This window comes from Segatella oris (assembly GCF_900637655.1).
Lineage (GTDB): Bacteria > Bacteroidota > Bacteroidia > Bacteroidales > Bacteroidaceae > Prevotella > Prevotella oris.
In genome coordinates this window covers 1,166,371-1,179,092 of the sequence record NZ_LR134384.1, presented here as the reverse complement: position 1 = coordinate 1,179,092, position 12,722 = coordinate 1,166,371, and the positions used below count along the sequence as shown (strand labels likewise).

Sequence of the window (12,722 nt, the reverse complement as noted above, 5' to 3'; positions counted from 1 at the left end):
GGTTCTTTCTGTCTTTATTGCTTACGGTATGGCCGTTCATGCTGTGGAATTCACAGGCTGATATCATCTCATAAAATTCAAAGTTCAACGCTCAAAGCTCAATATCCAACACCTCAATGTTCAAAGTTTAAAGTTCAAATCTCAAAACCTATCGCGTTGTTCCCCTCACAATCAGGCGTGTTCTGACGACGCGTTTTTCCACCTTACCCTTGGGGATGGAGCCTTCTGTCAAGCCAATGAGAATGTTGGCGGCCTCTTCTCCCACCACCATTCCACGCTGTTCGACCGTCGTAAGCATAGGATCACAGGCGATAGCTCGCTGTCCGTTGGTGAACCCGCAGATGCTGATATCGTCGGGAACGCGTAGCCCCATGCGCTTAGCGGTATAGAGAATACCGATTGCAGTGTCGTCGTTGACGGCGAAGAATGCATCAGGACGGTCGGCATTGGCCAAGATGTCAGGTGTGATAACCTCGGCATCTGTGCGGTTGTCACACAGTTTGACAAACCGTTCATCGGGCTGTAATCCCTTATTGACCATAGCATCATGATAGCCATTATAACGGTTTTTCGTAATCTCAAGCTTCATGGAAGATCCATAGAAAGCAATCTTTCGGCATCCCGTATCAATGAGATAGTTCACCGCTGTATAGGCTCCCATGTAATCATCTACCACGACCCGGCTGCAATTGACACCTGTGCAGATGCGGTCATAGAACACCAATGGCACGCCATGGTCAATCAAATGCTGGAAATGATCGTATTGAATGGTGTCCTTAGCCTGCGACACAATGATGCCACAAACCTTGTTTTCATAAAACGACTTGCATATTTCTACCTCGCGACCATACTTTTCATTGCTCTGCGCTACCATGATTCTATAGCCTCGGGCAGATGCTTCTTCCTCAATACCACTAAGAATTGAAGAGAAATAGAAATGCGTAAACTGCGGGATAATGACGCCAATAACCTTGACAGGCTTCGTGCGACTGTTGCGCAAACTCTCTGCAATGACATTCCGAAAGAAATGATGTTCTTCTGCAAAGGCCTTGATAGCCTCGCGTTTCTCCTGGCTGATGCGGGGGCTGTCTTTCAGTGCGCGCGACACCGTAGCCACCGAAACACCAAGCTCGCGGGCTATATCTTTCATCGTTATAGGCGAAGTTTCTTTCATGGTTGGTAATTAGTTACGCAACAAAGATATGCAAAACTACAAAAAGTTTCTCGATTACTTAAGTTTTAAACAACAAAAGATTATGCAAACGTTTGCGCAACTTTACGAATAGATTTAACGTTAAAAAAGAAGAAAGTTGGTCAAACAAAATTACTTTTGCAGTATAAACCTAATGACAATATGCTATGTCATGAAAGCAACAACTAAGCAAATAAGAAAACGAAACGTGTTGCCTAAACGATAAAATAACAAATAAATATACTAACGTTAACTTAAATTCAAAGCAAATGATGAAGCAGGTAAAATTCAAATTGCCTCTGAGGAGTCTGGCCATTGCCGGTGGTCTGTTCCTTTCTGCAACGGCCTTTGCACAGTCAGGTTCTGTCAGAGGTCAGGTCAAGGATGCTTCCGGAGAGCCTATTATCGGTGCCACGATTATGGCAAACGGTAAACCCGTGGGCGTAACCGACCTTGATGGAAACTACGTTGTGAATGTACCTCAGGGCACAGAAATTACGATTACCTATGTCGGTATGACCCCAAAGAAGGTTAAGGCAACCGACAATCTCTCTACAACTCTCGAAGATGATAACAAAACACTCAATGAAGTTGTTGTTATCGGATATGGTGCCGTGAAGAAATCAGACCTTACTGGTTCGGTAAGTCAAATTCAACCGGACAGCAAGAACAAAGGTCTTGTTGTCAATGCACAGGATATGATGCAAGGCAAGATAGCCGGTGTGAACGTCACAACCGGTGGTGGTGTACCGGGTAGTGGTGCCAGTATCCGTATCCGTGGCGGTTCTTCGCTGAATGCGTCCAACGATCCGTTGATTGTGATTGACGGTGTTGCAATGGACAACAACGGTGTACAGGGACTGTCAAATCCTCTCTCTATGGTCAACCCTCAGGACATTGAAAGCTTCAATGTGCTGAAAGATGCTTCGGCAACTGCTATCTATGGTTCGCGAGGTTCCAATGGTGTTATCATCATTACGACCAAACGAGGACATGCCAACCAGCCTGTTAAGGTGTCGTATGCCGGTAGTGTGACGATGAGCATGAAGAAAAAGACACTCGATGTGATGACCGGTGACGAGTATCGTGAGTTCATCAAGAAGACCTATGCAGGCAACCAGCGTGAAGCTTTGGCGCTTTCGCTTCTTGGAAAAGCCAATACCGACTGGCAGAAAGAAATCTATCGTACGGCTTGGAGCCATGACCACAACGTCACAGTGTCGGGATCTCAGAGCTTAGGAAACCCAAAAGAATATCTTCCTTGGCGTGTTTCTGCCGGCTATACCAATCAACAGGGTATCGTGAAGACCTCTAAGTTTGAGCGCTTCACTGCTGCATTGAACCTCAATCCACACTTGCTGAACGATCATCTTACGCTCAACATGAATGCCAAAGGCATGGTTGCCAAGAACCGTTATGCCGATGGTGACGCTATCGGTGCAGCTACACGCATGGACCCAACTCAGCCTGTTTATGACACAACTTCAGCTGACAAAGATAACTTCGGAGGATATTTTGCATGGCGTGGCCCCGGTGCTTCTCTCAATGATCCGACTTATCCTTTCAACAAAAACAGCCTTGCTCCCAACAACCCTGTTGCTGACTTGATGCTCAAGAACGACCGGGCTACGAGCCGAGACTTTATCGGTAATGCCGATGTTGACTATCAGGTACACGGCTTCGAAGACCTCCGCTTGCATGCAACTGCCGGTGCTGACATTGCAGAAGGTAAGCAAACTACAGACGTTGACCGTACATCTCCGTTGGCTTTCTACTTTGGTTCTACCGGTTTCAAGAAGTCGTTGAAGCGCAATCTGTTGCTCAATGCCTATGCACAGTACTATCATGACTTCAAAGATAAATATCAGAACCACTTTGATATCATGGCAGGTTATGAGTGGCAACACTTCTGGAGAAAGGAAACATCACGCTACCTATCTTATTATCCAAAGACTAACAGCGTGCATCCGGGTGAGCTTAACAGCGATTCCGGACAGGACTACAATGGTGATGGCAAGAAAGAAGACTACAAATATATGACAGAGAACTATCTCGTTTCATTCTTCGGGCGTGCCAACTGGAACTGGATGCAGCGCTATTATCTTACGGCAACTGTCCGTGCTGATGGTGCATCACGCTTCAAGAAGCACTGGGCTACATTCCCATCTTTCGCTTTCGCATGGCGCGTCAAAGATGAGAATAAGTTCAAAGAGATTAAATGGCTCTCTGATTTGAAACTGAGATTAGGTTGGGGTATGACCGGACAACAAGAAGGAATCGGCGACTATACCTACTTCGATATCTATCAGATTAACACAGGAACCAACAACTATTATCCTTTAACAGGTGACGGTTCAATGGTTCGTCCCGATGCAGTTAACAAGGATTTGACTTGGGAAACCACCACAACTTATAATGTAGGTCTCGACTGGGGTATCCTTGATCAGCGCCTCACAGGTAGCATTGATTGGTACTTCCGCAAGACAACCGACCTGTTGAATACGGTATATGTGCCCGCAGGTTCTAACTTCCGAAATCAGGTTTCATCGAATATCGGTAGTCTTACCAACACGGGTATCGAGGCAACTTTAAGCTGGACAATCCTCAATCAGCAGAATTCTAAAGACTGGTTCTGGAAAGTTGACTACAACTTTACTTACAACAAGAACAAGATTACGAAGCTAACCGGCGGTAGTTCAGACTACTATGTATCACCGGGTGGAATGGGAATATCCGCTGGAACGGGTCTAAACGTAGGCGCACATAAAGTCGGTTATCCTGCAAACTCATTCCTTGTATATCAGCAAGTGTATGATCAGAACGGCAAACCTATCGAAGGTGCTGTCGTAGATCGCAATGGAGATGGGCAGATTACAGATGCCGACCGCTACATCTACAAGCAGGCTGCACCTCCTGTTACTATGGGCCTGTCATCTCGTTTGGAGTATAAGAACTGGGATTTTGGCTTCAGTTTCCGTGCCAACATCGGCAACTATGTTTACAACGACAAGTATGCTGATCGTTCAAACATGAACCCTGCCGAGATTGTTGCACCCTCCAACTATCTCTCAAACCGTCCTCGTGCACTCCTGTCTGACAATTGGCAGACCTACGATGAGCGTGCTTTGCTGAGCGATCGCTGGATCCAGAATGCTTCATTCCTGAAACTTGACAACGTTACTTTAGGCTATAGTTTCAGCAAACTGTTCAATACAAGCATCTCAGGTCGCATTTATGGCACCGCTTCTAACCTATTAACGATTACCAAATATGACGGCATTGACCCTGAAGTTACAAACTTTGTTGACGGCAAATGGGTCATGGGAATTGACAATAATGTATATCCACGTCCGATGTCATTCATCCTTGGTGTCAACCTCAACTTCTAATTTTTAAAGAATACACAGTATGAAAAAATCTATTAAGAATATACTTCCAGCTGCAGCACTACTGCTGTCTATGGGATTGAGTTCTTGTATAGGCGACCTTGATGTAACCCCGATTGATCCTAACAAGAACACTAAACCTAATCCCGATCAGCTATTTACCAAGTGTTACGCTGACCTCGCTTTAGCGGGTCAAAGTGGACCAGATGGAGACTGTGATATCGATGGTTTAGATGGTGGTACGACTGGTTTCGTACGCCAACTATTCAATACCAACGAGCTTCCTACAGACGAAGCAATCTGTAACTGGGGAGATCCTGGCATAGCAGAGTTCAATTATATCAGCTTCGATTCTAACCATCCAATGGCTAAAGGCTTTTATTATCGCCTGTATTTTGGCGTTACTATCTGCAATCAATACCTTGCAACCTTTGCTAAAGTGGATGAAACGAAGACAGCAGAAGTGCGTTTCCTGCGTGCATTGAACTATTATTATCTGATGGATCTTTATGGAAACGTGCCGTTTACAGAGCAAGTTTCTGCTGCAGCTGCACCTCAATACACGCGCAAACAGATGTATGATTACCTTGAGAAAGAGTTGCTTGAGATTGAACCGAAACTCTCTGCAGCCACTCCAAAGAAATCAACCGAAGCTGGTTATGGCCGTGTTGACAAGGCTGCTGCATGGATGTTACTGGCTCGTTTGTATCTCAATGCACAAGTTTATACGGGAACAGCACAGTGGCAAAAGGCTGCTGAATACGCTAAAAAGGTAATGGATTCCAACTATAAGCTTTATACCGGTGCGACAAAGAACGGCTGGACAGCTTACCAACAGCTCTTCATGGGCGACAATGGAGAGAACGGTGCTTCTGTCGAAGCAATCTTCCCTGTACTTCAAGACGGTAAGAAGACTGCTTCATTTGGTACGACTTTGTTCCTCATGGCCAGCACATTCGATGCCGGAGTCATTGTAAATTCAAACGGAACTGCAGGTAACAACACGTCAGAGAACTGGGCTGGTAACCGCGCTCGCAAGAGTTTGGTTGACAAGTTCTTCCCCAACAATAACGCACCTTACGTTCATGCCAACCAAATGACTGCTGCTGCAGGTGATGACCGCGCCCTCTTCGATGCATTACAAGCCGATGGTAACAAGCGCAACATAGATCAGGCAAATGCTGATCAGGTAAGTGTTTTCTCCAATGGTTTCGCAGTTGCCAAGTTCACTAACTTCCATTCAGACGGTTCTGCCGGTCATGATGCCAAGTATCCGGATACCGATTTCTTCCTGATGCGTGTTGCAGAGGCCTATCTCACCTATGCAGAAGCAACGGCACGCCTAAACGGTAATCAGACGACAACAGAGGGAACAGCTGCTGTTAATGCCCTCCGCAAACGTGCACATGCCCAAGAACGTACAGGCGGAAGCTATACTTTAGACGACATTCTCGATGAATGGAGCCGTGAATTCTACTTTGAAGGACGTCGTCGCAGCGACCTCATTCGCTTCGGACGCTTCGGTGGTAACAACAATTATACATGGCCTTGGAAGGGTGGTGTGCATGAAGGAACGCAGATTCCTGCTACAAAGAACATCTACGCCATACCTACAAACGACAAGAATGTCAATCCAAATATCAAACAGAACCCTGGTTATTAATTCAGAATATAAGGGAAGGAGACTCGTTCTCCTTTCCTAACCAAACAACATTTTAAACTGAATAACAATGAAAAATATATTAAAGTCAACCTTGTTACTCATGTGCGGAGCCTTTATTTTGGCCTCATGTGCAGACGACAACGACTCTAATCCGGTGCTTCAGAAGCCTACGAAGTTCGTCTTGAACACGCCCGCATTAGCAACAAACGGCACGTACGACCTCGCCAACTCATCGACAGTAGAGTTCACATGCACACAACCTGACTACGGGTTTCCTATCACAACGAAATACACTATCGAGGTAGCGACCAAGGCCGACATGTCGAATGCCACCTCAATGAGCAACAGTTTCAAGACTGCCAAGATGCAAGTTGACGCAGCAGAAATGGCAGCTGCACTGACCGAACAGGCCATAAAGGAGGGTAAAACCGAGGCCGATTTCCCTATTGACATTCCTGTTTATGTGCGTGCGAAAGCCACTCCACTGACTGCCATGGGCTCTGAAATCGACAGTTTGAACCACAGTTATGCCATACAGTCAAACATTGTGACGCTGAAACACGTTCATCTGGCCTTCTCATTGCCTCCGGTAAGTCTTCCTGAACATATCTATATTACGGGTAGTTTCAATAACTGGTCATGGGATAATCCATTGGATATGGTTATGGTTAATGGCGTTGACCACGTCTATTGGCATCTTGTTTACATTGACGGAACGGGTATCAAGTTCAACACTGCCAAGAAATGGGACGGCAACGAGAAAGGCTTTGCCGGCATTACTGTCAATGCTTCAAGTGAATTGGGCAGCGAAATCAAGGATGCAGGAGGCAATATTGCCTCGTCAAATCCTGGCTGGTATCTCATGATTGTAGATGCAAAGGTAGTAGGACGCGATATCAGTTACGACGTGACCTTCAATAAACCAAATGTATATCTCATTGGTACTGCCACACCAGGAGCATGGGCAGAGGAGCAACCTGATCAGGTTTTCACGGTTCCAACCACGAAAGATGGTCAGTTCGTTTCACCTGCTTTCGCCAATAACACAAGTGGTGACGCTGGTCTTCGTGTGTATGCAAAGATTCCTGGTTACGACTGGTGGAAGTCTGAGTTCATGGTATTCGACAAGAAGATCAAGTATCGTGGCAACGGAGGTGACCAGGAACGTGTCAATGCCACGGCCGGACAGAAGCTCTATCTGAACTTCACTTCTGAAACCGGAGAAATCAAGTAATCACCTAACAGATAAAGTATAACACAATGAAAAAGTTATCATTATATATCACACTCGCACTTGCAGGCCTCTTCATGGGGGCTTGCAGTGACGACTACACGGATTGGACAAGTCCTCAGTCGAATGCACAGGAAGACGCCATCACCTTTCCCGACTTCAAAGCAACAGCCGTAAAAGCCTTTGACTTGAATAATCCCGGTGCTCAGGTAAAGACCTTTGCACTCAACGAAGCTGCCCTTCCGGAGGGTTATAAGCTTGCCAATGCACGCATAGAACTAACGGCCGACGGCGTAGCCAATGCCAAAACTACAACTGTAAGCACTACCCTTGCAGGTTTGGCTGACAGTGCTACGATACAGAAAGTGGTTTCTGAAGCGTTCGGACTCCGCCCCATTCCCCGCACACTTAATGCACATGTATTTGTCAACGCCATTAAAAACGGACAAGCAGCTTATATCGATGCAGGCACCGTTAAGGTTGTTGCAACACCTAAAGCGCCGAAGATTGAAATAGAATATTATCTGACCGGCAACATTAACAGCTGGAATAATAACGACAAAACGTATGCAGTGAAGAACAGTGGTGCCGATGTTTACACCGATCCTGTATTCAATATCACGCTCACAGCAGCGCAGGTTGCAGGCCAAAGCAAGGTGGAATTCAAACTCACCCCAAAGTCAAAGATTGGCACAAACGACTGGTCAGAGTGTATCTCTGCAGCCAAGGAAGATGGCAAACTCGCTACCAATAATGCCGGTGGCAACTTCAGTTTCGATGTCGTTCCTGGCGCAAATAGCTACAAACTCAGCTTCAATCTACTCGATCAGACATGGACTTGCACGGCTTTACGCTGACAAATGAAGCGATAAAGTTCCGTGCCAACAACGATTGGAAGATTAGTTGGGGTGGCACTGTTAACAGCTTGACAACCGACAATGGTGATAATATTGCTGTCACTGCAGGCACTTACAACATCAAACTCTATGCTTGGGCAGATGGTAAGGGCAAGTGTGAGTTGACACCGGTTGCACCGTCCAAGCACAACAATTAATATGAAACGAGAGTCTGTTTTGCAGTACTTTCATTCATGATAAATAGGGAGCAGCCATCGGATTTGACATTCGATGGCTGCTTTTTTGCTGTTGTTTGCCATTATCTTTTCCCATGCGTAATGTTGTAATTGGCTAATACCAAAGTTACGTTTCATCATGCACTGTCACAATGACTCCCTCTTTTACGGTCTTCTCTCCTGCGTTTTTAGGCCTCCTTATCGCAAGCGACATCGAAGAATATCATAGAATATTCCAGAATATATAAAGCTATTTTAAGAACAAGCAAATCTTTTTTATTTCTTAAGAAGACACAGCAGGCTCATGCTCCCCTCCTTGGAGAGGTCGGGAGAAGCTTCATCCTAAGACATACCGCAACGTGATTAGGAGCCTTTTATAAGGCGGTGTTAGCGAGTGAAGCAAGGCAACCCAGTCTGAAGAATGCCGTAAGATAATAAAGCCATAAGTGTTGCGTAGTCTTTTCATTTCATGCCTATGCCGCTCTGATATCCCTATAAGCGGAAAATAGGTTAAATCTTTTCAAAGAACTTTACAATTGCTTTCATTAGGTTTGTAAATTCAAACCGAAGGCGCACTCTTGTCTCAAATACGCCTCATTTTTAGGGTTTTATAAACTACTGACAATCAAGTTGTTATAAAATTGCAATCAAATAACGTCCTGTGTTCACGCTGAAAATCCATGCAATTTGCATCAAATGAGCTTCCAAATTGCATCAGATTACCACGCAATTTGGTGCAAATAGCGGTGTAATCTGCGTCAAAATGCAGTGCATGGTGAATGGAGTTGCACAGCAAGAAGATAAAAACGGAGTCATTGAAGCCATAAAATGGCCTCGCACAAACGGAGAAATGGAGTCTTCTTTTCTGTTTGGTGGAACCATGAAATGTTAAAAATGAGGAAGAAAGTTGACAAAGACAATGCCTCACCCCCAATCCCAAACAAAAGAAAGGAGAAAGAGAATAAGGCCTCTCCCCCAACCCCTCTCCTTGGAGAGGGGAGTGATATGTTCTCCAATTGTATTCTATTTGCTTTCTATTTCCAAGGCATTTTACTCCCCTCCCTCTTCGGGGAGGGGCCGGGGGAGAGGCCTTATTCTCTTTCTCCTTTCTTTTGTTTGGGATTGGGGGTGAGGCTTCCTTGTCCCTTCTATACACGTACTGTTTAATAGCATTCTCATGCTCCCTAACTTTCACAAAAAGACGAAAGCAAGTTTAAGACAAGTGCTTTCGCTCATCTATTTCCCAAGAAAAATATGTAAATTTGCAGCAATAAACCCATTAATCAATGAACAACGAATGGAATAAAATGCTGAAAGGAGAACCCTATGACGCTCTAAATGCTGAAATTCTCGACTTGCTTTTCAAGACAAAAGACCGAATCCGGCAATACAATCAACTGCCACCGAGCGACAATGAAAGCCGGGAAACAGCTGTCAGAGCTATCTTAGGAAGTTGCGGAGAGCACCCCATTGTGAACTCACCTTTCTACTGTGACTACGGTTGTAATATCCATGTGGGAGACCATTTCTTTTCCAACTTCAACCTTACCATACTTGATGAAGCTATGGTCACTATCGGCAACCATGCCTATATTGGCCCGAATGTGAGCCTCTACACGGCTTGTCACCCCACCGACCCTGTTGAACGACGCAAGGGAACAGAGTGGGCTAAGCCCATTACGATAGGCAATGATGTGTGGATTGGCGGCAATGTGACCGTTCTCCCCGGCATAACTATCGGCAATGGCTGCACGATTGGTGCTGGTTCGGTGGTCACATCTGACATTCCCGACGGTTCAATCGCCGTGGGAAATCCCTGCCGTGTCATCAAAACCATTGCCTATTCGCCTACTGACGACACGGAAACCGAGATATAGGAAGAAGTTGATCATAACGGGAAAACAATAATATAAAGCAACAACATACAAAAGAATATGAACTTCAAAACATCATTTCTTCTCGCGATTTGCTCTCTCATGCCACTCCATGGAATGGCAACCAACGACAAAGATAATGCTTCCAAGCGCTGGTCTTTGCAGACCAGTTTCGGTGGAACGACACTAACCGACAACACACCCGACGGACAAGACTTTTATATGGGTGATGAAGAAGGCAATTATTTCGCCCTTTCAGCCGACTATTTTCTAAAGAACCGTCTTGCATTGACGGGCGGTTTATACTATGAGCAAGAAGGAATAGCCACTTATTATGCCTCGGGGATTGGCCTGAAAAAAGTCAACATGTTGGGTATCGAAGGGGGTATCAAGTGGTATTTCTTTCCGAAAAAATGGATTATCCAACCACATATCGGTGCGCTTGTGCAGACAAATTTCCTCAATCTTGGCCACATGAAAGGCAGCGAAGAGCATGAGCTGAAGCAGGGATATCCCGGCAGTCATGTCCAATTGGATTATGATGTGCAGTGTCCTGCATTGGCAGTTAAGCCACGAGTTGGGCTCGATTTGCGCGTCATCAGCACAGTTTCACTCTGCTTTGCTTATGACCTCAGCTTCGGATTATGGGGACATCACCGTGCCGATGTGCGCTTTCTCGACCATCCACTCACAGGACAAATCTGCCATTATCAAGCCGACAACATCCGCTCTGCATTTAGTCTGGGGGTAAAAATAGACTTTCCAACGAAGCCAATCTCTGACACAGCAGTAAACAATCTGCTCATGATTTTATCCTCTTGGATTGGTTCTAAGGCTTATCATTAAAGCATCTTCGCCCCATGCCTCACTTCAATTCCGAACTTTTCAGACAGGAAGTCATCAATATCGTCAGCCAAATTCCACGTGGACGCGTGCTCACCTACGGCCAGATTGCACGCTTGGCCGGCCATCCCTTGCATGCCCGACACGTGGGGAATGCCCTCCATGGACTTTCTGATGAAGCCATTCCGTGTCATCGGGTCGTGAACAGTGCAGGGCGACTTGCACCGAATTGGCCCGAACAACGGCAGCTTCTTGAAAGCGAAGGTGTGCTTTTCAAGCCGAATGGAAATGTTGACTTGAAGCAAGCGCAATGGGAGATAACAGCCTTTTCAGAACCATAACACCTGACTTTATTTTGCATATCAGCCTTTTTTTCGTAGCTTTGCAGCTATAAACTTAAAAGGAAAAGATAGATATGGACAACCCTTATAGCAAACAATTTCCTTCATTAATGAAAGGGAAAAAAATCATGTATGTGCACGGTTTCCTTTCTTCGGCACAGAGTGGAACTGTGAAAATGCTGCAAGAACTTATGCCCGAAGCCTCTGTTATCGCAGAGGATATCCCCGTACATCCCGAAGAAGCCATGCAAATGCTACGCAAAATGGCTGACAACGAACAGCCCGATCTCATCATAGGTACGTCGATGGGCGGCATGTACACCGAGATGTTGCACGGCTTCGACCGCATTCTTGTCAACCCTGCCTTTGCAATGGGCGACACAATGAGCAGCATGACAGGACATCAGGAGTTTCAAAATCCACGCAAAGACGGTGTGCAAGACCTCATGGTTACTAAGGGACTCATCAAAGAATACAAGGATATTACGATGCAATGTTTTGCCAATATAGATACCGAGGAGCGTGAACGCGTCTATGGTCTCTTTGGAGATAACGACCCAGTGGTGCATACTTTCGACCTTTTCCGACAGCATTATCCCAATGCAATCTATTTCCATGGCGAGCATCGACTGATAGATAAGGTGGCACTTCATTATCTTATACCCGTCATTCAATGGATAGACGACCGACAGAACGGTACAGAACGCCCCATAGTCTACCTGCATTTTGATGCCCTTCACGATAGTTTCGGTAAGCCATTGAGCAGCATGCACAAGGCTTATGAACTGCTGTTGGAACATTATCAGGTGTATATCGTGGCACCAGTGCCCACCAACAACCACGCCTATACAGAGGAAGTACAGCATTGGACGGAGGAGTTCTTCTCTGCACCTGCCTATAATCACGTGATATTCACCAATCAGAAAAACCTTCTCTACGGCGATTACTTCATTGATCCCAAGCCTCATCCCGACTTCATGGGCACGACTATCGCATTCGGAAACGATGAGTTTAAGACGTGGGAAGAGGTGATTACTTTCTTCGAACGATTGGGAGGACAATAAGAGAGAGCCTCCCCCACACCCTTAAAAGAAAGAGAAAACAAGTAGGAAAAAAGCTA

11 protein-coding genes are annotated in these 12,722 nt (G+C 45.7%); 10 read left to right on the top strand and 1 reads right to left on the bottom strand.

Annotated features, from left to right (window positions below):
* Positions 1-148: 148 nt before the first annotated feature.
* Complete coding sequence (locus EL210_RS04795) at positions 149-1,174, bottom strand: LacI family DNA-binding transcriptional regulator (protein WP_004378432.1); 1,026 nt, start codon at positions 1,172-1,174, stop codon at positions 149-151.
* A 287-nt stretch (positions 1,175-1,461) separates the two neighbouring features.
* Here EL210_RS04795 and EL210_RS04790 point away from each other — a divergent pair, with 287 nt between their 5' ends.
* The 10 genes from EL210_RS04790 (at position 1,462) to EL210_RS04745 (ending at position 12,666) form a co-directional block, all read left to right on the top strand.
* Positions 1,462-4,581, top strand: coding sequence for a SusC/RagA family TonB-linked outer membrane protein (locus tag EL210_RS04790; RefSeq protein ID WP_018919858.1), 3,120 nt, complete (start codon positions 1,462-1,464; stop codon positions 4,579-4,581).
* Between the two features lie 19 nt (positions 4,582-4,600).
* Positions 4,601-6,241, top strand: a complete 1,641-nt coding sequence (locus tag EL210_RS04785) for a RagB/SusD family nutrient uptake outer membrane protein (protein WP_018919859.1) — start codon at positions 4,601-4,603, stop codon at positions 6,239-6,241.
* Between the two features lie 67 nt (positions 6,242-6,308).
* Positions 6,309-7,475 (top strand): SusF/SusE family outer membrane protein, encoded by a 1,167-nt coding sequence (locus EL210_RS04780; RefSeq protein ID WP_018919860.1) that lies wholly within the window; start codon positions 6,309-6,311, stop codon positions 7,473-7,475.
* A 26-nt stretch (positions 7,476-7,501) separates the two neighbouring features.
* The gene (locus EL210_RS04775; RefSeq protein WP_070694570.1) at positions 7,502-8,329 is read left to right on the top strand and encodes an Outer membrane protein SusF domain-containing protein; all 828 of its coding nucleotides are present in this window, start codon (positions 7,502-7,504) and stop codon (positions 8,327-8,329) included.
* Positions 8,305-8,526 carry a cadherin repeat domain-containing protein gene (locus EL210_RS13760; RefSeq protein WP_051078666.1) on the top strand — a complete coding sequence of 74 codons (222 nt, stop codon included), beginning with the start codon at positions 8,305-8,307 and terminating at the stop codon, positions 8,524-8,526. The genes EL210_RS04775 and EL210_RS13760 overlap by 25 nt, the downstream gene beginning before the upstream one ends.
* Positions 8,527-9,438: 912 nt before the next feature.
* Positions 9,439-9,711: a hypothetical protein gene (locus EL210_RS04765; RefSeq protein ID WP_170166105.1), complete on the top strand. Its 273-nt coding sequence runs from the start codon at positions 9,439-9,441 to the stop codon at positions 9,709-9,711.
* Positions 9,712-9,830: 119 nt separating this feature from the next.
* A complete protein-coding gene (locus tag EL210_RS04760) occupies positions 9,831-10,421 on the top strand; it encodes a sugar O-acetyltransferase (protein ID WP_004378426.1) in 591 nt (196 codons plus the stop codon).
* 57 nt (positions 10,422-10,478) lie between these two features.
* Positions 10,479-11,264: a hypothetical protein gene (locus EL210_RS04755; RefSeq protein WP_025879611.1), complete on the top strand. Its 786-nt coding sequence runs from the start codon at positions 10,479-10,481 to the stop codon at positions 11,262-11,264.
* A gap of 14 nt (positions 11,265-11,278) precedes the next feature.
* Entirely contained in the window at positions 11,279-11,602 is a 324-nt protein-coding gene (locus tag EL210_RS04750) for an MGMT family protein (RefSeq protein WP_018919864.1), read from the top strand.
* A gap of 74 nt (positions 11,603-11,676) precedes the next feature.
* On the top strand, positions 11,677-12,666 hold the full coding sequence (locus tag EL210_RS04745) for a YqiA/YcfP family alpha/beta fold hydrolase (protein ID WP_018919865.1): 990 nt from the start codon (positions 11,677-11,679) through the stop codon (positions 12,664-12,666).
* The last annotated feature ends 56 nt before the right edge of the window (positions 12,667-12,722 follow it).

Coding starts and splice junctions, on each gene's coding strand:
- EL210_RS04785 (WP_018919859.1), top strand. CDS start 4,601: ATGAAAAAATCTATTAAGAATATACTTCCAGCTGCAGCACTACTGCTG.
- EL210_RS13760 (WP_051078666.1), top strand. CDS start 8,305: ATGGACTTGCACGGCTTTACGCTGACAAATGAAGCGATAAAGTTCCGT.
- EL210_RS04760 (WP_004378426.1), top strand. CDS start 9,831: ATGAACAACGAATGGAATAAAATGCTGAAAGGAGAACCCTATGACGCT.
- EL210_RS04745 (WP_018919865.1), top strand. CDS start 11,677: ATGGACAACCCTTATAGCAAACAATTTCCTTCATTAATGAAAGGGAAA.
- EL210_RS04755 (WP_025879611.1), top strand. CDS start 10,479: ATGAACTTCAAAACATCATTTCTTCTCGCGATTTGCTCTCTCATGCCA.
- EL210_RS04795 (WP_004378432.1), bottom strand. CDS start 1,174: ATGAAAGAAACTTCGCCTATAACGATGAAAGATATAGCCCGCGAGCTT.
- EL210_RS04790 (WP_018919858.1), top strand. CDS start 1,462: ATGATGAAGCAGGTAAAATTCAAATTGCCTCTGAGGAGTCTGGCCATT.
- EL210_RS04765 (WP_170166105.1), top strand. CDS start 9,439: ATGAGGAAGAAAGTTGACAAAGACAATGCCTCACCCCCAATCCCAAAC.
- EL210_RS04775 (WP_070694570.1), top strand. CDS start 7,502: ATGAAAAAGTTATCATTATATATCACACTCGCACTTGCAGGCCTCTTC.
- EL210_RS04780 (WP_018919860.1), top strand. CDS start 6,309: ATGAAAAATATATTAAAGTCAACCTTGTTACTCATGTGCGGAGCCTTT.
- EL210_RS04750 (WP_018919864.1), top strand. CDS start 11,279: ATGCCTCACTTCAATTCCGAACTTTTCAGACAGGAAGTCATCAATATC.